Source organism: Aerococcus sp. BD502, assembly GCF_057919555.1.
Window position 1 is genome coordinate 583092 of the sequence record NZ_CP147972.1, and the last position, 19319, is coordinate 602410.

The following is a 19319-nucleotide window of genomic DNA, read 5'->3' on the forward strand; positions in this document are numbered from 1 at the left end:
CAACTATCAATTTATAGCTCGTTAGGAAGGACACTTATGCATCTTCTCCATATCAATTCATATTTTGCGACCACTGCCCTCTACTCAAACCTCTACGATCGTCAAAGAGCAGCTGGCTTGAATCTTACGGTTTATGTGCCGGTAGCCAAGGAATGTTGTTTAGAAGACTTAGCCTGCTATGGCCAAGAAGCGCTCATCCATCCTTGCTTTTGGCAAATGGATCGCTATATTTTCCATTTAAAGCATTACAAAATTTGGCATGACCTCAAAGCCAGTGTCAACTTTGAGGCGGTCGATCTCATCCATGCCCATTCCTTATTTTCCAATGGCTGGCTGGCCTACCAGGCCCATAAAAAATATGCTATTCCCTATGTCGTTGCCGTGCGCAGTGCTGATGTGCGAACCTTCTTCCAGAAATTATTCTGGCTCCGATCCCTCGGCCTTAACATCATGAAGGCTGCCCAGCAAATCATTTTTATTTCAAGAAATACATATCAGGAAGTGCTCGAAAATTATATCCCCGCGATTTTTAAAAAAGCTTTCCAAGAAAAAGCCCAAGTTATTCCTAACGGTATCCACGACTACTGGCATCAAGCGGCGGCCCAAAAACCCCGCACTCGCCTGCATTGCCCCGTCCGTATCGTTTGCACCTGCAAATTACAGAAACAAAAAGAAATCCCCCGCCTGATTCAATATATTCAAGCCTATAATAAAAAAGTGCAGCCTGCAGAACTGCACATTATTGGCCCCAATTACGATGACCGCATCCTGAAACTGATCAAAAAGAGTGACCACGTCATCTACCACGGCCCGCAAAATAAACCGGGTATGGTGGAGATTTACCAGGACATGGACATTTTTGCTCTCATCTCATCGCGAGAAACTTTTGGACTCGTCTATGCGGAAGCCATGAGCCAGTCCCTACCCATTATCTACACCCGGGGTGAGGGTTTTGACAGCTTCATGCCCAATCATACGGTGGGTGAAAGTACAGATTATCGGAATGAAGACGAATTTATTGAAAACTTAGACAGGATTATTAAGGCCTATCCTGAACGTTCAAAAGCCGCTCTACGCGCCAGCGAGCAATTTAATTGGGATGACATCGCCAAAACTTACCAAAAACTCTATGAAAAAGTGCTAAGCCTAATAGTTAAGCACCGCGACTAAAAATAGTGCGGTGCTTTTACTTTACTCCTTACTTGAATTAGCAGCCAAGAGCGTACCGGGTTTGACTGCTTCTAGGGCTTGGCCATCGGGTGTTTTTTCAATTTGAATCAAGGACCGGTAGGCAACCGGCACCTCACGTTTAGGCTCGAGACTTTCTCCTAAAACGCAAGCGCCTAGGCATTCACTGTTAAATTCCTTAACTAAATGGGTCATACCCGTCAGTGTGCCGCCGCCGTTAAGGAAGTCATCCACCAAAAGCACACGGTCAGCAGCTTTGAGGCTGTGTTTTGTCAATTCCATATTCTCGACGCGCTGCTGACTCTTCGTCGCATAATTAATACTGATCGTCGGTCCTTCAGTCACCTTAGAATCACGGCGCACAATCAGGAAAGGAATATTCAGTTCATAAGCCACACATTGGGCAAAAGGAATACCCTTAGATGCAATCGTCATTAAATGCGTTGCCTCAAGGTCCCGGTAGTGACTGGCCACAATACGGCCAATTTGCCGTAATTTTTCCGGGCTCCCTAGAATATCGGTCAAGTAAAAGTAACCTCCCGGCAAGAAACGCTTCTGGTCACTTAATTCCTCGCATAAACCTTCTATCCATTCACGCGCATCCGCTAGGGGCAAACAAGGCTTGTAGATTAAGCCCCCGGCCGCTCCCGGCAGCGTGTCTAATTCCCCTAAGCTGTCTTCTTGGAATTGCTCCTTTAAAATAGCAACGTCTTCGGAAACAGTTGACTTCGCCACTTGAAAACGCTCTGTAAATGTACTAAAGGACAGCAAGCGATGCGGATTTTGGAAGAGGTATTGGCTCATCAATATGAGCCGGCGATTTCTTTTAAATTTCATTGGTATCCTCCCCTCTATGTTCGGTTATCTTTTCTATTATAGCCCTAAACAAACAAAAAGCCAATATAAAAAGCCGAACATTCCTAAAAAAGCAAACGTTCGGCTCTTTTTAGAGAAAATTGTCCAGTTTTTAGTGGCGGCCACGGATTTTTAAGAGCACGGCTTGGACCACGAAAGCTAAGACAAATAGCATGGCAATTGTCGCTCCGGGAGGCGTTCCCCAGTAAAAAGACAAGGCCAAGCCCGAAAGCATGCCGATCAGGCCCAGAGCACCGGCAAAAAGCAAAACACCATTGAAAGTTTTCATGGATCGCATGGCAATAGCAGCCGGCATGATGAGAATGGCAGAAACAAGCAGGGCCCCGGCAATGGGCATGACTACACTGATGGCGAGTCCAGTCAATAAGGAAAAGCCAATGGAAAGCGCTCGTGTGGGAAGCCCAGCTGTAAAAGCTGTATCTTCATCGAAGGCCAAGACGTAAAGCATGCGGCGGAAACGCCAGTAAAGGACTAAAACCAAAACGGCTAAGACCCAAAGCAAAAGGACTTGGAGCAAGGAGACAGCCACAATCGAGCCAAAAAGAAAGGACTCGATACTGGCCGCACTTTCCACTCGCGACAGCAACAGTAACGCTACCGCCATGCCCCCCGACATCAACATAGCAATGGAAATATCAGAGTAATTTTCATACACATGCCGGAGATATTCCAAAAGCAAGGCTGCCAAGACCACAAAAGCCATCGTTGTCCAAGTAGGATTTAAGCCCAGTAAATAGCCCAGTGCTACTCCGGCTAAGGAGACGTGCGAGAGCGTATCGGCCATTAAGGCTTGGCCCCGTAAAATGAGGAAAAGCCCTAAAATTGGAGCAAATATTGCGATCGCTAAGCAGGCGAAGATGGCTCGCTGCATGAAGTCATACTGAAACAACGCCATGGGGTGCCCTCCTTTCTCGTCAAATGAATATGCTTGTCATAGAATTCGGATAGATCGATATCGTCGTGGGTCACCAGTAGAATAGCCTTCCCGTGAACTTCCGTATTGTGCTGGAGCAATTCATAGAAGGAACGGCGGGACGTTTTATCCATCCCCGTGGTAGGCTCATCAAAAACAAAGCAATCAGGATCCGTCGCAAACACACGCGCTAAACCAATCCGTTGCTTCTGACCTCCGGACAAATCCCCAATCCGTTTTTGCCGTGCCTCCCACATGCCCACCGAGCGCAAAGCCCGTTCGATGTGCTCATGATCTTCTGCATCAAGCGGTTTAAACCAGCGATCTTGCTGGAAGCGACCGGAAGCAACAAATTGCTCTACCGTGCTAGGAAAACCCACATTGAAGGAGGCAATGGTTTGGGGCACATAGCCAACTTGGAGCTTCTGGCCCTGGCGATTGCGCTTGGCCAAGTGCGCCTCACCCTCCGTAGGGGACAATAAACCTAAAATCAGCTTTAGCAGCGTGGTTTTAGCAGCACCATTTTCGCCAGTTAACACCACAAATTCACCCGGTTCAACCGTAAAACTGATATCCGTCAGAACCGGCTCTTCATCATAGGCAAAGCCCAGCTTATTCACATTGATATAGGCCATGAGGACCTCCCTTCAAGTAAGTAAGAAACATTCCGATTTAAACAGTGTGTTTAATTTAGCATACTTACCCGCCACCTGCAAGACTTTAGACAGATATTTTTCCTAGGAAAGCATAAATTTTCTAAAAAAGAAAAACAGGCTGAAGACAGCCTGCCCAAACTAAGGTGTGAAGGTCAGTCAAGAAGGAGAAGCTACGTCAGCAAGTCGAACTCGCCATCAGTTCCTGCGTTTGCATTAGCTTTCTCAAGTTGAACACTCCACCTGCCCTGGCATCTGCGTTACTCAATAGGACGAACCTGGCCATAGCCAGAACCGCCTTAAAAGAGTCAACTCAGTTGTGGCTTATGATGGACTCACATCTTGTTCTTCCAGTGTACGGCGTTTTTGTTAGCTAGGTTCGCAGCCTAAAATAAAAAAGGAGTTGCCTCCTCTTTTACTTAATATGCTACTGGAATTCAATTTCGACGGAGTCGGTTAAGACGTCCGTGTAGCTGAAGCAGCAGCGTTCAAATTTATTTTCGTCTTGGTCCAATTCAATCACAAAAACGGCGGGAAAGGTATTGCTTAAAATTCCTTGCCGGGTCGTAATGCGTTTGCGTCCGGTCTGCTGTGTGACTTGTATCTTACTTCCAAGTTTCTTCTCTAGGGCCTTTTTGATCGATTGAATATCGGTTGGCATTAAATCACCCCTCTGTACATTATATTATAGCAAACATAAAGAACAAAAGCAATACCATTAATTAGATCTAATGTCAACAGTTTAAATCGCATTTTTTCAAATTTTCCAAGGCCCTAAAGTCGCTTATTAAACCGTAAAATCCTCCTGGCTTAAGGCATTAGCTAAGGCGGCAAATTCTTGGAGGGTCAAGGCTTCGGCCCGTACTTGTTTTTTAAGCTTGGCTGCTTTTAGCGCGGCTTCTAAGCGATCCAGAACCGCCTCACCCCGGCCAAAGTACGCCCGCAAATTATTCCAAAGGGTCTTGCGGCGTTGTTGGAAACTGGCCTTGATGACCGCCTTGAAGAGCTCCTCATCGCGGACACGAACTGGGGCTTCCTGGCGTTTCGTTAATAAGACCACGGCGGAATCCACATTGGGCCGCGGTTTAAAAACAGTCTTTGGCACTTTTAAAGCTAATTCACAGTGGCAGTAGTAAGCTAAAGCTAAGGTTAAAGAGCCATACGCCTTGGTCTTAGGGGCGGCGGTTAAGCGTTCGGCGACTTCTTTTTGCATGAGGAGGGCCAGCCGATCAATGGGCAAATCACTCTCCAACAAGGCAAAAAGGATGGGCGTGGTGATGTAATAAGGGAGATTCGCCACCACGAGCAGTTCTTCGGCTCGGGGCAAATGTTCCTCAACCAAAGCCTTCAGGGGCAATTTTAAAACATCGCCATGTACCAAGTGAAAATGCGGCTCTTGGCCCAATTCCCCCTCTAAAACGGGCAGCATCCGCTGATCCAATTCAATGGCCAAAACATCGCGGGCCCGAGACAATAAAGCCTCCGTCAAGGCACCAATGCCGGGGCCGATTTCCAGCACACTACTTTTAGCCGTGACGTTGGCTACATCAAGCATGTCGGAGAGAATCTGGGGCTCCATAATGAAATTTTGCCCCAGCGACTTTTTCGCACTCAAGCCATACTGATCTAAAATTTCATTGGTGCGACTGGGTGTCGCAATCGGTTTTTGCTTCGTCATCACCGTCACCTCCCCCGGTAAAAGCAGCCATCGTTTCAGCTAATTGGTCCTCAGTAATTTGAAAAAGAGCTAGGCGCTTGCCCAATTGCTTACCGTTCGTATAGCCAATATGGAGGGCTTTCGCTAGGTATTCACGTTTTGCCTTGGCTTGAGGTCCCGCCACCAGTCCCCACCGGTAGAGGACGGCTTGGGGAATGCTTGGCACTTCGCCTGCCGCTTGGGAGCTCGCTTTAGGAAATTGGCAAGCGGCTAAAGCACGCTGTAAGGCTTCATCACTCGCGTGTTCGACACCTAAACTCCCTTGCTTAGGCCGGCCTTCTGCAGGCGTAATGAAGGCATGGCCCACTTCCGGGACAGCAGCCATAATGAGTTGGCGAATCCGGCGGCCCTGCCAGTCAGGATCGGTAAATACGACGACCGGACGCTTCGTCACAAGGCTTTTTAACATGTCCAGCGTCTCTTGGGAAACTGCCGAGCCACCGGTTTCAATGGTCCAAACGTCAAAAACTTCCTGCAAACGCTGGGTATCTGCTCGGCCTTCCACCACTAAAACGTAAGGTAAACTAGGCTTAGTCATGGGCACTAGCCCGCTGGAAGCCACCAGCTACTTCCTGCAAGCCGTAGAAGCGGCAGGCATTCTCATAAGTCGCCTTAGCAAACTCCTCATAGCTCAGACCGCGTTCATAAGCCAAGCGATCATTGACAAAGCGCACCAGGGCGGGATGATTGACCTTGCCGCGGAAAGGCTCCGGAGTCAGGTAGGGAGAGTCGGTTTCGATCAAAATACGGTCCAAGGGCGCATAAGCCGCCGCTTCTCGCACTGCCTTACTCTTCTTAAAGGTCGCTACCCCGCTAAAGGAGAGGTACAGGCCCAGATCCAGGAATTTCTTCGCCCAGTCCAGGTCATAGCCAAAGCTATGGATGACCCCACCGATGTCACCGGCCTGCTCTTCCTTTAAAATAGCATAGGTATCCTCAAGGCTATCCCGAGTGTGAATGGCAAAGGGCAAGCCCAAGCGACGGGCCACCGCCAATTGCTTGACAAAGACTTCCTTCTGGACCTTGGGAGGTGAATCTGGCCAATGGTAATCTAAGCCAATCTCCCCCACGCCCACGACTTTCGGGTGCTGCCAAGCTTTTTCAAAAGCCTCCCAGCGTTCCGGCGTTAAGTCCTTGGCTTCAACGGGATGCGCCCCACAGATCATAACCACCTGCGGGTAGTCATTAAGCATCGCAAAGCCACGCTCCAGAGTGCCTTCATCCGAGCCAATAATGCACAAGCCAGCCACCCCTTGGCGGACAGCCATTTGCACATAGCTGTCCCGTTCCCCATCAAAATCTGAACTATTCAAATGATTGTGGGTATCGAATAACATACGTCCCTCTTTCTGTTTTAAGCTAGTAAGCTGCCGTTCGGTAAGTTTTCGGGTAGGGTAATGACGGTTAATTTCCCATCATGTTCGGCCGACAAAATCATCCCTTGGGAAATTTCGCCCCGCATTTCGCGCGGTTTTAAGTTCGCTACAATGGCGACTTTCTTCCCAATAAAGTAAGACGGGTCAGGGTAGAACTCGCGAATGCCGGATAAAATTTGCCGGTCTTGGTCATCCCCGCAGGCGAGGCGGAATTTAAGCAACTTATCTGCCCCCGCCACAAAATCACAGCCCATCACTTCGGCAACTTTCAATTCTAATTTTTCAAACTGCTTGAAGTTGACGGTTTTTCCCGTGGTTAAATTCAATTCTGTCTCTTTCGGATCCCATTCTCCCGCAGGCGCATTGGCAGCCATTTCCGCTTGAATATAGGCAATTTCTTCTTCCTGGTCCAAACGTGGGAAAATCGGCTCACCCTTAGCCACCACTTGGGCTTCCTGAGGGTAGCGGCCAATCTCTAAATCCGTGAAAGGATGATCCTCGGCCTCTAAACCTAATTGCGTGTACATCTTCGCTGGCGTTTCCGTGAAGACAGGTTGCAGTAAAATCGCCACGATGCGCAGGGTGTCCGCCAAGTGATAGAGCACGCTCCCGAGTTCTTGGGCCTTGCTGTCGTCTTTGGCTAATTGCCAAGGCGTGGTTTCATCAATATACTTATTCGCTCGGGAAATGATTTTCCAAACTGTTTCCAAGGCCACACTAAATTGCAGGTGATCCATCTGTTCTTTGTAGGCCGTTATTGCTTCTTCGACGGTTTTTTCTAAGGCCTCATCAAAAGCCGTCACCTGTCCTGGATAAGCGCCTACTTGGCCATCTTGGTACTTATTAATCATGGAAATGGACCGATTGAGCAAATTCCCCAAGTCATTAGCCAGGTCATAATTCACCCGGTTCACAAAGTTTTCCGGCGTAAAGACCCCGTCCGAGCCAAAGTGGACTTCCCGCATCAAGTAATAGCGCAAGGCATCCAAGCCATAGCGTTCTACCAGCATTTCGGGGTAAACGACATTCCCTTTCGACTTGGACATTTTACCGTCCTGCATTAATAACCAGCCGTGGCCAAAAATTTGCTTGGGCAAAGGCAAGTCCAAGGCCATCAACATAATAGGCCAGTAAATCGTATGGAAACGAACAATTTCCTTCCCGACAATATGTAAATCAGCCGGCCAGAATTGCTCAAAAGCTGCCGTGTCCTCACCTTTATAGCCTAAAGCCGTAATGTAATTCGCCAAGGCGTCAATCCACACGTAAATGACATGCTTCGGATTAGAAGGCACCGGAATTCCCCAGTCGAAAGACGTCCGCGTCACCGCTAAGTCTTCTAAACCTGGCTTAATAAAGTTATTAATCATTTCATTTTTCCGCGCTTCTGGTTGGATAAAATCAGGGTGCTCTTCGTAATACTTTAGTAAGCGATCTGCGTATTTACTCATCCGGAAAAAATAGGATTCTTCCTTGACCCGCTCGACCTCGTGACCCGAAGGAGCCTTCCCGCCGATCACTTTACCATTAGCATCTCGGTAAACTTCCGCTAACTGGCTCTCAGTGAAATATTCCTCATCAGAAACGGAATACCAGCCTTCATACTCGCCGAGGTAGATGTCCCCTTGGGCAAGCAGCTGCTCAAAAATTTTCTGCACCGCTGCCACATGGTCCGGATCCGTCGTCCGAATAAATTGGTCATTGGAAATATCCAAACTCTTCCATAAGAGCTGAATATCCTTCGCCATCTGATCCACATAAGCCTGCGGCGAAATGTTTAACTCCTCTGCTTTTTGTTGAATCTTCAAACCGTGCTCGTCCGTACCCGTCAGAAAACGTACCGCAAAACCCTGGTGACGCTTATAACGCGCTAACGTATCCGCCACCACCGTCGTGTATGTATTCCCAATATGCAAACGACCACTCGGATAATAGATCGGTGTAGTAACATAGTAGCTCTTCTGCTCTCCCACAAAGACTCCTCCTTCAACGTATTATCATAATTATATCATAGGCTGCAAAGGTGGAAAAGACAGCAGGACCACTGGTTAGTGTCAAGCGATGCTCGGTCAAACGTCAAGAACTCTATCTAGTCTCTAACCTTCTGAAAGTCACTGCGTTTCTGTGCTAAAGGACGCTGCGTTCAAAAGCAGTGGCACCGGCTTACGCTTCATAGAAGTTTACGCCTGACCTAGATTTAAAGGCAGCCACTACCCAAACATAAAAAAACTTTAGCAAACACAAGCAGTGGGAGCTGGCAAACGACCAAGAGTTAAGAGCCCCAAATCATACAGGCACAAAAATAGCTACTTCCCTCATCTCAAGTTCCACCAAAATAATCAGCCCAAAGGCACTTATGCTATAATATTTTTGATCACTCATACCTGTTACTACTATATAATACTAACTTGCCCAGACAATATTTAGGAGGAGATAGTCGATGACCATTCCAATTCTCTATGAAGACAACCACCTGCTCATCGTAGAAAAGCCACCCAACATGCCTGTTCAAGGCGATGCCAGTGGCGATATGGATCTCTTAAATTACTTCAAAGCCTTCCTGGTTCACCGCGACAACAAGCCTGGTGATGCCTATTTAGGTTTAGTTCATCGCTTGGACCGACCGGTTGGCGGCGCCCTCGCCTTTGCTAAAACTTCTAAGGCAGCCAGCCGCTTGAGCGAGCAGTTCCGCCGGCAAAGCCCCAAACGCCACTATTTAGCCTGGGTTCAAGGCACCCGTTTACCAGCCAGTGGTGATTTAGAGCATTACCTCTACAAAGATCGACGTCAAAACCAAACCTTTGTGGTCGATGCCAAGCACCCCAAGGGAAAACGAGCCTACCTGCGATATGCTAACCTCTACCAAAATGGTTCCCATAGCTTGCTGGCCCTGAGCTTGCACACCGGCCGCCCCCATCAAATTCGTGTCCAATTGCAGGCGAGTGGCTGTCCTATTGTCGGCGATCAAAAATATGGCTTCAACCCCCTTGAAAAAAGCACGCGCCAGCTGGCTTTATGGTCCTATGAATTAGAAATTTTGCACCCCACCAAAAAAACACCTTTATTAAGCCAGGCCCCCTTACCTAAAAAAGAACCGTGGACCAAAATTCCCAGTCAAGCCTTAGAACATATCCCCTGGCACAAACTCGATCCAAAAGCATAAAAAAAGCGCTGGCGAACCAGCACTTTTCTTTGATCTGCTTAAGCTTACATGACACCTTCACGAATCATCGCTTCGGCAACTTTATTGAAACCAGCAATGTTCGCGCCGGCCATGAGGTCATAGCCCAAATCATATTTTTCCGCCGCTTCTTGGGCTGCAGCGTGGATATTGACCATGATCCGATCTAATTCAGCATCCACACGTTCGGGCTCCCAAGAAATCTTGGAGCTATTTTGGGCCATCTCTAAGCCCGATACCGCCACCCCACCAGCGTTAACTGCCTTAGAAGGTGCCATGACCAAATCGCCCGCATGTTCATGCAAGTAGGCCATGGCTTCTGCTGTTGTCGGCATGTTGGAGACTTCAATATAGTATTTTACACCATTATCGAGCATTTGCTTGACGCCATCAACGTCCACTTCATTTTGCGTAGCACAAGGCATGCAGACATCGACCTTCACTTCCCAAGGTTTCTTCCCTTCATAGAAAGGCACGTCAAATTTGTCCGCATAATCCTTAACTTTGTCGCGACCGGAGTTACGCATTTCCAGCATATAATCAAATTTCTCGCGGGTATTCACGCCTTCTTCGTCATAAATATAGCCATCAGGACCTGAGAGCGTGACAACTTTACCGCCAAGTTCCGTAATCTTTTGGCAGGTTCCCCAAGCAACGTTCCCAAAACCAGAGACGGCAAAGGTTTTGTTGGCAAATTCTTCATCTAAATGGTTGAAAATTTCACGCACAAAGTAGCCGGCCCCAAAGCCTGTTGCTTCTGGGCGAATAACACTCCCACCGAAAAGACGGTTTTTACCGGTCAAAACCCCATTTTCATAGGCACCGACAATGCGTTTATATTGGCCAAAGAGATAGCCAATTTCCCGGTCGCCAACCCCAATGTCCCCAGCCGGAACGTCGGTGGAAGGACCGATATAGCGGTATAATTCCGTCATGAAAGCTTGGCAGAAACGCATAATTTCATTATCTGAGCGGCCCCGCGGATCAAAGTCAGATCCCCCTTTACCACCGCCCATGGCTAAACCGGTCAAGGCATTTTTATACGTTTGCTCAAAGCCCAGGAATTTAACCACACTAGCTGTCACGCTTGGATGCAAGCGCAAGCCCCCCTTATAAGGCCCTAATGCGCCGTTAAATTGCACCCGGTAACCCCGGTTCACCTGGGTATTGCCTTCATCATCCACCCAAGCCACACGGAATTCCAGCAAGCGGTCCGGCTCCACCATCCGCTCTAAAATACCATGTTTTTCATATTCGGGATGCTTGTCAATCACTGGCTCCAAACTGGACAAGAGTTCATCCACAGCCTGAACAAATTCTGGTTCGGTGGCATTGCGGTCTTCCACCCATTTTTTAACGCGCTCGAGATACTCCGACATATTATCCCTCCAATAGGTAAAACTGGTGAGAGGTTGCCCTCCCAGCCCTAACACTCAACAATTTTATTATAACATAAGCGTTTGCATAAAGGGCTGATAACGCTTAAAAAAATTTTGCTTTTTTGACGATATTTACTATTTTGCCCCTATTTTTTGAAATAAAAAAGGCCCGGCTGAACCGAGCCCCTAGAAAACATCTATTTTTCACCAAAAACAAGGACACGCTCTTCCATCGGGATGAAATCCTTCTCGTAAGTTTCGGCTTCGATCGAGCCAAAAGGCATTTCGCTTCGCAAGACCCAATCTTCAGGAATGTTCCACGCTTTACGCACATCGTCATCGATCAAGGGATTGTAGTGTTGCAGGTTAGCACCGAGGCCTGCATTACAGAGGGCTGTCCAAACATTCATTGTCGAGCCGCCATTCACCTGCTCTGACCAAAGCTTGAAGTTTTCCGCATAGAGAGGGTATTCTTCCTCCAATTTGCGCACGCTCGCTTGATCTTCGAAGAAAAGAACGGTCCCATAAGCAGCTTTAAAGCGGTCCACCTTATCCCGAGTATTTTGAACGTCTTCTGCGGTTGCTTTTGGATTCGCATCCTTAACATGGTTCCAAACGATTTCCCATAATTTATCGTGGTCTTCATTAAACAAAACCACCGCCCGGGTACTTTGATTGTGGAAAGGGGAAGGGGTGTGCTTAATCGCTTCACGAATTAAATGCACTAAGTCTGCATCTTTTTGCTCCACGTGCTTTCCTAAATGGTAATAGGTTCTTCTTTTCTTTAAAGCTTCAATAAATTCTTGACTCAAAATATATCCTCCTTATTTATTTCAGTTTTGAAATTCTACATGATTAGTATAGCAAAAGTACCTTCAATTTCAACTTTTGTGCTCAGTTAGGGCCATCTTTATGGAATTTTCAACTTTTCTCTCCATTCCACAAGCTAAAGGGCTTTCCTTTTGCCGGCCCTTTCGCTATACTAGACTTAACAGGAACAAGGGGGTGCCGCTAGGCTGAGATTAGACCCCAAAAATTGGATCAAGGTCATGCTTGCGTCAAGATTTGTTCTTCACTATTTTAAGAGTGATTTTTAGGACCTCCTTGTTCAAATTTTTAAGGAGGTTTTTTCATGTCCAAACACCACATTCAAACCCTCGTGGAGGTCGCGCTTTGTGCAGCTATTGCGTTGCTCATTGATTTATTTATCCCGTCCCTGTCCCCTGGCCTTAAAATCACGGTCAAAATGCTCCCCATCTTTATCCTTGCCTTGCGCCGCGGGGTGAAGGCCGGTCTGGCCGGTGGCTTCCTCTGGGGCGTGCTCCAAGTACTCGCTGGCGATGCCCAAATCTTAACGGCCATTCAATTTATCATTGAATATGGCTTAGCCTTTGCCTTCCTCGGTTTTGCCGGGCTCTTACGCCCTGGTTTTCAAAAAGCCCTGAAAAATAGTCGCCAGGGGAAAAGCCAAGCAGTCTTACTCGCCATTGGCGCTTGTATTTTAGGCAGCTTTATGCGCTACGCCATGCATTACATTGCCGGCGTTTGGTTCTGGGGAGAGTATGCGCCTGCCGGCCAAAGCCCCTACCTTTATTCCCTCATTGTCAACGGCGGGGCCTTCCTGTCAGAAACCCTAACTTGCTGTATTGCCATCGCTATTCTCGTTGGTCTCTATCCCAAACTCTTCAAGCCCCGTCTTTAATTCTTAAGCAAAACTTTTTAGAAAGTTCAGAGTTAACCTTCCCTTAAAGTTATGCTATAATCTCATCTTTGACAGTTAGAAAGTAGAAAAAGCAGCCAAAACATTGAAAAATCAGTGTTTTGGCTGCTTTCCTTTTTGCTTAGTTTTTCGTACAACGCTTATGTTTTTTTACCTGTTTTAAAATATTTTTTAGTCGTTTGGATTCAATAATTTCTGTGTCTAATCGGAAAGAAAATTCTTCATGAAGCAAATCTGTCAAATCAGTTCGAGTAAAGGTAGGGATATACCCCTCATGCTGCATTCTTATTCCATTCATCTCACGAAGGGTTTGAAGAATTTCTTCTCGTGTAAAGTGGCCACCTAAGCGGTAATCAAGTAATTTAAAAACCAATAAAGCCGTGAAGCAGGTCAGAAAATGAGCTTCAATGCGATTTTCGCGTTGTAGAAAGACTGGTCGAGCTTTGAAATTAGTTTTCATTGCACGAAAGCAATCTTCAATTTGCCAACGGCAATGATTAATTTGCACGATGGCTTGTACATCATCTTCTAAGTCAGTACAAACCCCATAGAAGCCATCATATATTTCTTCTGATTCAATCTGTTCAAAATTCAACGTATAGTTGACATCCTGGCTAATTTCACCATTAGGGGTAAAGTGAGTTTCTGTAATGAAACGACTAGGATCCGAGAAATTTTTCTTTTTAATCTTACTAAGCTGTTCGAGTTTCTTTGTTGCTCTTTCAACTTGTCGATGACGAATTTGTCGCTGATAATGTTGATATTTAAAAGAGAAAGTAACAATTAAATGTTGTTCAAGACCATTTTCGTTAATCCAGCGATCTTTATAGAAGACATGGTTATAATATTCTTCTGGATCTAGCTCATTAAGATCATAAGTGACATCGTTATCCTTTAATTGCCAGCCTATAGGTGAAAGAGCCCATTTTTTAAGGTGTTTTTTTAATTTCTTGATGGATTGAGTGGTGATAAAAGCTTTATTCGATCGGCTGTTAAATTTTCGATTTGCCGTAGAAGAAAGACCGGCATCGGTACAGACTACTAATTGCGATAATTTAAAATCATTGAGGATTCTTTTTTCGAGAGGTTTTAACGTAGTTTGTTCATTTTGATTCCCTGGAGTTAATGAGAAGCCTAGCGGGAATCCATATTGATCAACGAAGAGTCCCATTTGGACAATAGGATTCGGACGATGTTCTTTCGAGTATCCATACTGTTTTAAGCCTTCGGCCTCCTCAATTTCAAAATAATAATTGGTGCAGTCATAATAGAAAATCGAACTAGCTGGAGAAATAAAATTTTTTCGATTCTCATACAGAGATTTCTGAATAGATTCCGAATGCTTAGCTAAAAGATCGAGTGCCCGATACTCATCATAAAGATGATATTTGGGCGATTCTATATATTTTTTTGCCTGTTTGTAAGTATGACGTTGTGAACCTGGGAATAGAATTCGAGAATAGATCATATGCGAAAAAAGTTGCGTTAAATCAAAGGTCGCTTTACTCGATTTTTGAATTTTTTGGCAGATTTGGTCTAACTTGAGATCATAAAAAATATCTTCTAGGAAAAGATAACCTAGGTGATAACTTTGTTGCTTCCCTTTGGGAAGTTGTTTACTTTTATCTAACTTAACAATAATTTTAGCGTTCTTCTTTTTTTCTTGTTGAGCTAATTCTTTCGCATACTGTTTTGCCCAAGCGTAGGGCTCAACACCAGGGTGTTTCTCTAAAATTTCTTCTTCATTACCCAATGCTTCGACCACTTTGGTGGTCCGCTTGCCGTTCTCATTGTAAACATCTTTGATAATTGAATAGGAGGTTGAATTTTTGGATCTTGCTATTTTGACTCGCACCCTAGACACCTCATTTCTTGTTTCTATTATATCATTGTACGATATTGTACGCAATATAAAAATATAAAAATTGACAAAAGAAATAAAGCCATTATAGGATTTTTAGCGCTTTTTATAGTTAGTAACTGTCAAAGACCCGAGAAACCCTAACTTGCTGTATTGCCATCGCTATTCTCGTTGGTCTCTATCCCAAACTCTTCAAGCCCCGTCTTTAATTCTTAAGCAAAACTTTTTAGAAAGTTCAGAGTTAACCTTCCCTTAAAGTTATGCTATAATGAGTCACGTAAGCTTAGTGGGTTAAGCTGACCAACTAACTTAACGATATGGTTACTTTGATTCGACCTGGCTTCGGCGTTTTGCCGGGAGAATCAGAAGAATTCAAGGAGGATATCTTACATGAATAAATTTATTCAAAAGAACGTTGACAGTGGCCTCTTACCCGAAAAAGTGGGGGAATACATTGAAGAAGCCATCAAAAATGGTGAATCCATCATCGTAGCTGGCCACCGTTCCACCGGTATACGCCCACTCTTCGCAGCACTCTCGGGAGCAGCTAAATTAGAATCTGGCAGTGCTGTTCAAGTTCGCGGTGAAGACTCATTTGAGAAGGATGGTAAATACTACCTTATCCCTGGGAATCCTAAAGTTGACCTGGGAGAACTCGTTCTTAAGGCTGTTGAAAAACCAGATGCCGCTTTTGTCACCGTAAAAGACCCAGAGCAACCGATCTCCTTACAAAAGATTTTACGTCAAAACAAGAAGAATGGTGGGCCAACCGATAAAGTCTTCCATGAAATTGCTTTGCGCAAAGATGGTGTCGGCGCCGGCGCTACCCCATTCACTGATAAAGTAACAAAATTCTTCTACAATGAAAAAGGCCGTGTTAAACGGGAACAGCTTGACTTCTAAGCTAACCATTTAAAATAAAAAATCCGAGGCATGCCACCTCGGATTTTTCTTTGCCCCAAAATAAATATCTACCATTCAATACTTTCAATCGGGGCGGGCTCACTATTCTCTTCAATGCTAGCCACTTGGCCATCACGCAAGCGAATCACACGGTCAGCGATCGGAGCTAAGGCAGCGTTATGGGTCACAATAATGACCGTCATATTGTCCTCTTGCGACCGCTCCTGAATAATACCTAAGACTTGCTTACCCGTCTCATAGTCTAAAGCCCCCGTTGGCTCATCACACAGCAAGAGGCGGGGATTTTTCGCCAAGGCACGCGCAATCGCTACCCGCTGCTGCTCGCCACCCGATAATTGCGCCGGAAAATTATCCAGACGTTCCCCTAAGCCCACTTGATCCAAAACCTGCGTAGGATCAAGGGCGTTATGGGCAATCTCCGAAGCTAATTCCACATTCTCCTTCGTCGTGAGGTTGGGAATTAAATTATAGAACTGGAAAACAAAACCTACCGCATCCCGCCGGTAAGCGGTCAGTTCCTTCTTATTATAAGTGGCAACATTATGTCCAGCAATCATAATATCGCCCTCATCACACATATCCATACCCCCTAAGAGGTTCAAGACGGTCGTTTTCCCCGCTCCGGATGAGCCTAAAATAATAGCCAGCTCGCCCTCATTCACCTGAAAACTAATATCATCATTCGCCGTGATGACATTCTCCCCCATCTTGAACCGTTTATAGACATGCTTCATCTCAATATATGCCATGCCACGACCTCCTTTCTTCTATTATAGAAGAAATATCAGTTCCTAGCGACTCCTAGTCACTGAAAGCAAAAGTTTCTTTGGATTACATTTGTCGTTTTTGTTTGTTTTTATCATTTATTATATATACCTAAAATCAATGAAAACGTGAATCAAAGCTTATTCCTGATCCTGATTATGAGAATTGTCGTTATTGCAAATACAATTAAGAGTACATTATTGACCTTCTTTTACCTTGATATCGTTTTAATTGCAGAAGAAATCACTTTCAGCAAAAAACCATGACAAAAGGCTTGATAGCAAGCTTTCAGGGTGCTATGATAAGGATGGATGAGGGAGAGAGACAAACGGTCAACTCCCCACTATCCGCTTAGTGAATTGTTTATATCAAGTTTAATAAAGAAAGGAAGTATTCTCTTATGTATAACGAACTATTAAATGTTAGAGATGCACAATATACCTCCACCCTTTCGGCAATCGCTAAAGATAGCAATCCGAAAGAAGCTTAGGTTTAAAATTCAACGGTTGCCCAGCAACCGTTTCTCTTTGAACCCGATTGAAAAACAACGAAATCATTTTCATAAAAACTGTTTTTCAAAGTTAATAAATCGCTAGCTAAAATTTTTAACCCCCATATGCCCTGTAAAAGACTTTTCAAGCCTTGTTGGGCTTGTCGGAAATGATGGAACAATTCTCATTTTCTAGCAGGCTTGCACAAGAAAAAGACTTTCTGGAAAAAGAAATCATTTTCACAGAAAAAACTTTAAAAAAGTCCTTTACAAAGCCTTTTACAGGTGTTAATATGGTCAATGTTCGAGGGACGAAAGCAAAAAATTGTTCCAGATCATTAGTAGATTGTACTCTTACAAGTTTAAAAGAAAGGAAGTTATGACATGTACAACCAATTATTAAATGTTCGTGACGCTGAATACACCCAAACCCTTTCCGCAATCGCTAAAGAAACTCAACACAAGGATGCGTAACAGTTTCCAAGTAAATTAATACAGTTAATAAATTATTATAATACAGAAAGGATGATGACCATGTATAACGACTTGCTCAACGTTCGGGACGCTCAATACACCGATACTCTTACCAGCATCAAGAAAAACACCAACAGCAAAAATTAATCATCAGCCTCCTCCAAGGCTAAGTGACTAAATACAACCTATTAAACAACCTATATATACAACAACCGATATATAAATAATAAAAACGGCGCTCCTCCAACCGCCGTTTTTTTCTTGGGCTAGTTCAGATGAGCTAGCTTTTTTATTTAAGAAAATAGTGATGAAGCTTTTCGGCTTTCGTTTCCTAGAGTTGAACTCACCACCTCCCCCTGCGCCTGCCTTACTCTTTAGGGTGAACCTGGCGAAGGCCAGAACCACCCTAAAGAGTCAACTCGATCGGAGGTTTGGTGGATTCATCTCCTATTTTTTCCAGTGGTCCTGCCTGCTAGTCGAGCTTCACTTCCTTTTTAATCCAGTTCAGGCGGGCAGTCTAGACATCCACTTCACTAAATAGAGAACCTGGTCATAGACTAGAACCTCTATTTAGTTCCAGTGACTCTGACCACTACTCCGCCTTCGCTTCCTTTTGTTTTTGGTGTTCGTCTTTAATTTTCTGGAGTAATTTGGGTTGGGTGATAAGGTCTAAGCCGGTGAGGGCGAGGCAAATGGCGGCTACGCGGATACTGTCGAGGCCTTTTTCACTTTTTGCGGCGACGACAAACTCTGGGGTGTGGCCGGCAATATCTTGGTCTGAGATAGAAACATAGGGTTGAATGGTGGGGACGACTTGGCTGACGTTCCCTACATCGCTAGAGCCACCAATTTGGTTGGGCCGGCGGTCAATATCCTTTTCACTAAGGCCAACTTCAGGAAAATGACTAAAATACACGTCCTCAAAGCTGGGCGTTAAAATCATATCATCGACCTTGTTTTGGAAGAGGGCAAATTTATACTCCGTGCTCGTGGCCAGGGCTTGGCCTTTGACGATATTTTCGACTCGCTTGCGCACTTTATCTAAAGTACGCCGATTTTTAGCACGTAGGTAGTAGCGCGCGCGGGCATAGTCTGGAATCACATTAGGCGCCTCTCCCCCGTCTAAAATGACACCATGGATATTGACATCCTTGGGCAAGTGGTAGCGCAGGGCATCAATAGCAACAAAGGTTTGAATGAGTGGGATAAGGGCACTGTTTCCTTTCTCAGGGGCGGCGGCGGCATGGGCTGAGGTGCCAAAAAACTCAATATCAATGGGGTCAACCGCTAAAAGAGGACCGCCATAGCGGTGAGTGGCGCCAGGATGGGCACAAAGCGCGGCATCGACATCCTTAAAGCAGCCCTCTCGGACAAAGCTCTCCTTAGCAGAGCCATTCCAGCCTCCTTCTTCGCCAGGCGTACCGTAAACGCGCAGCTCTCCGCCGACCTCATCCAAAATAGAGCGCAAGGCCACCGCGGCAAGCGAACTATAATTCCCGTAAAGATTGTGCCCACAACCATGCCCTAAACCGGCCAAGGCATCAAACTCGGCCAGGTATACCAAGGTGGGGCCAGGCTTTTGACTCTGGTAAGAGGCGATAAAGCCCGTCGGATGGCCCAGCACATCTCGCTCAACGGTAAAGCCTTCCTCCTCCAAACGATCAGCTAAAACCTTTGACGAATAATATTCCTCATTACTGGTCTCGGGGTGGGCATGAATGTCCAAGGCCTGTTCCTGAAAGACCGGCAATTTCTCCTCCACCACTGCTTTAATGCTTGCGATTAATTTTTCTCGACTCATG

Annotated in this window: 17 protein-coding genes and 1 riboswitch; of the genes, 4 read left to right on the top strand and 13 right to left on the bottom strand. The window is 45.6% G+C overall.

All coding sequences use genetic code 11. The annotated features are described in order from the left end of the window. Nucleotides 1-36: 36 nt before the first annotated feature. Complete coding sequence (locus tag WF803_RS02805) at nt 37-1170, top strand: glycosyltransferase family 4 protein (protein WP_489611602.1); 1134 nt, start codon at nt 37-39, stop codon at nt 1168-1170. A 21-nt stretch (nt 1171-1191) separates the two neighbouring features. Here the strand turns inward: WF803_RS02805 and purR are convergent, their stop codons facing one another. From purR to metG, 8 genes are all read right to left on the bottom strand, one after another. Next, nucleotides 1192-2025: a pur operon repressor gene (gene purR / locus WF803_RS02810; protein ID WP_489611603.1), complete on the bottom strand. Its 834-nt coding sequence runs from the start codon at nt 2023-2025 to the stop codon at nt 1192-1194. A gap of 130 nt (nt 2026-2155) precedes the next feature. Next, nucleotides 2156-2959, bottom strand: a complete 804-nt coding sequence (locus tag WF803_RS02815) for a metal ABC transporter permease (RefSeq protein WP_489611604.1) — start codon at nt 2957-2959, stop codon at nt 2156-2158. After that, nucleotides 2908-3612, bottom strand: a complete 705-nt coding sequence (locus tag WF803_RS02820) for a metal ABC transporter ATP-binding protein (protein ID WP_489611605.1) — start codon at nt 3610-3612, stop codon at nt 2908-2910. The genes WF803_RS02815 and WF803_RS02820 overlap by 52 nt, the downstream gene beginning before the upstream one ends. A 445-nt stretch (nt 3613-4057) precedes the next feature. After that, complete coding sequence (locus WF803_RS02825; protein WP_489611606.1) at nt 4058-4291, bottom strand: Veg family protein; 234 nt, start codon at nt 4289-4291, stop codon at nt 4058-4060. Between the two features lie 126 nt (nt 4292-4417). Continuing rightward, nucleotides 4418-5308, bottom strand: coding sequence for a 16S rRNA (adenine(1518)-N(6)/adenine(1519)-N(6))-dimethyltransferase RsmA (gene rsmA / locus WF803_RS02830; protein ID WP_489611607.1), 891 nt, complete (start codon nt 5306-5308; stop codon nt 4418-4420). Further along, nucleotides 5265-5885, bottom strand: a complete 621-nt coding sequence (gene rnmV, locus WF803_RS02835) for a ribonuclease M5 (RefSeq protein ID WP_489611608.1) — start codon at nt 5883-5885, stop codon at nt 5265-5267. Before rnmV ends, rsmA begins: the two co-directional genes overlap by 44 nt. Then, nucleotides 5878-6684 carry a TatD family hydrolase gene (locus tag WF803_RS02840; RefSeq protein WP_489611609.1) on the bottom strand — a complete coding sequence of 269 codons (807 nt, stop codon included), beginning with the start codon at nt 6682-6684 and terminating at the stop codon, nt 5878-5880. Before WF803_RS02840 ends, rnmV begins: the two co-directional genes overlap by 8 nt. A gap of 17 nt (nt 6685-6701) precedes the next feature. Next, nucleotides 6702-8696 (bottom strand): methionine--tRNA ligase, encoded by a 1995-nt coding sequence (gene metG, locus WF803_RS02845; RefSeq protein WP_489611610.1) that lies wholly within the window; start codon nt 8694-8696, stop codon nt 6702-6704. Between the two features lie 467 nt (nt 8697-9163). Between metG and WF803_RS02850 the strand changes: the two genes are divergently transcribed. Next, the gene (locus WF803_RS02850; protein WP_489611611.1) at nt 9164-9886 is read left to right on the top strand and encodes an RluA family pseudouridine synthase; all 723 of its coding nucleotides are present in this window, start codon (nt 9164-9166) and stop codon (nt 9884-9886) included. Between the two features lie 44 nt (nt 9887-9930). Here the strand turns inward: WF803_RS02850 and gdhA are convergent, their stop codons facing one another. Further along, nucleotides 9931-11283, bottom strand: a complete 1353-nt coding sequence (gdhA, locus tag WF803_RS02855; protein WP_489611612.1) for an NADP-specific glutamate dehydrogenase — start codon at nt 11281-11283, stop codon at nt 9931-9933. 197 nt (nt 11284-11480) lie between these two features. Further along, a complete protein-coding gene (locus tag WF803_RS02860) occupies nt 11481-12095 on the bottom strand; it encodes a nitroreductase family protein (protein ID WP_489611613.1) in 615 nt (204 codons plus the stop codon). Between the two features lie 179 nt (nt 12096-12274). Beyond that, nucleotides 12275-12365, top strand: a riboswitch (TPP riboswitch). Nucleotides 12366-12415: 50 nt separating this feature from the next. Between WF803_RS02860 and thiT the strand changes: the two genes are divergently transcribed. After that, nucleotides 12416-12985, top strand: a complete 570-nt coding sequence (gene thiT, locus WF803_RS02865; protein WP_489611614.1) for an energy-coupled thiamine transporter ThiT — start codon at nt 12416-12418, stop codon at nt 12983-12985. A 139-nt stretch (nt 12986-13124) separates the two neighbouring features. Here the strand turns inward: thiT and WF803_RS02870 are convergent, their stop codons facing one another. Further along, complete coding sequence (locus tag WF803_RS02870; RefSeq protein WP_489610327.1) at nt 13125-14858, bottom strand: IS1634 family transposase; 1734 nt, start codon at nt 14856-14858, stop codon at nt 13125-13127. A gap of 396 nt (nt 14859-15254) precedes the next feature. Here WF803_RS02870 and WF803_RS02875 point away from each other — a divergent pair, with 396 nt between their 5' ends. Next, nucleotides 15255-15767, top strand: coding sequence for a hypothetical protein (locus WF803_RS02875; protein ID WP_489611615.1), 513 nt, complete (start codon nt 15255-15257; stop codon nt 15765-15767). Nucleotides 15768-15835: 68 nt separating this feature from the next. On the opposite strand, the gene WF803_RS02880 is transcribed toward WF803_RS02875, so the two are convergent. Together WF803_RS02880 and WF803_RS02885 are read right to left on the bottom strand one after the other, a co-directional pair. Then, entirely contained in the window at nt 15836-16537 is a 702-nt protein-coding gene (locus tag WF803_RS02880; RefSeq protein WP_489611616.1) for an ABC transporter ATP-binding protein, read from the bottom strand. Nucleotides 16538-18109: 1572 nt separating this feature from the next. After that, nucleotides 18110-19318: an amidohydrolase gene (locus WF803_RS02885; RefSeq protein ID WP_489611617.1), complete on the bottom strand. Its 1209-nt coding sequence runs from the start codon at nt 19316-19318 to the stop codon at nt 18110-18112. Nucleotide 19319: the final 1 nt, after the last annotated feature.

Coding starts and splice junctions, on each gene's coding strand:
- WF803_RS02805 (WP_489611602.1), top strand. CDS start 37: ATGCATCTTCTCCATATCAATTCATATTTTGCGACCACTGCCCTCTAC.
- purR (WP_489611603.1), bottom strand. CDS start 2,025: ATGAAATTTAAAAGAAATCGCCGGCTCATATTGATGAGCCAATACCTC.
- WF803_RS02815 (WP_489611604.1), bottom strand. CDS start 2,959: ATGGCGTTGTTTCAGTATGACTTCATGCAGCGAGCCATCTTCGCCTGC.
- WF803_RS02820 (WP_489611605.1), bottom strand. CDS start 3,612: ATGGCCTATATCAATGTGAATAAGCTGGGCTTTGCCTATGATGAAGAG.
- WF803_RS02825 (WP_489611606.1), bottom strand. CDS start 4,291: ATGCCAACCGATATTCAATCGATCAAAAAGGCCCTAGAGAAGAAACTT.
- rsmA (WP_489611607.1), bottom strand. CDS start 5,308: ATGACGAAGCAAAAACCGATTGCGACACCCAGTCGCACCAATGAAATT.
- rnmV (WP_489611608.1), bottom strand. CDS start 5,885: ATGACTAAGCCTAGTTTACCTTACGTTTTAGTGGTGGAAGGCCGAGCA.
- WF803_RS02840 (WP_489611609.1), bottom strand. CDS start 6,684: ATGTTATTCGATACCCACAATCATTTGAATAGTTCAGATTTTGATGGG.
- WF803_RS02850 (WP_489611611.1), top strand. CDS start 9,164: ATGACCATTCCAATTCTCTATGAAGACAACCACCTGCTCATCGTAGAA.
- gdhA (WP_489611612.1), bottom strand. CDS start 11,283: ATGTCGGAGTATCTCGAGCGCGTTAAAAAATGGGTGGAAGACCGCAAT.
- thiT (WP_489611614.1), top strand. CDS start 12,416: ATGTCCAAACACCACATTCAAACCCTCGTGGAGGTCGCGCTTTGTGCA.
- WF803_RS02875 (WP_489611615.1), top strand. CDS start 15,255: ATGAATAAATTTATTCAAAAGAACGTTGACAGTGGCCTCTTACCCGAA.
- WF803_RS02880 (WP_489611616.1), bottom strand. CDS start 16,537: ATGGCATATATTGAGATGAAGCATGTCTATAAACGGTTCAAGATGGGG.
- WF803_RS02885 (WP_489611617.1), bottom strand. CDS start 19,318: ATGAGTCGAGAAAAATTAATCGCAAGCATTAAAGCAGTGGTGGAGGAG.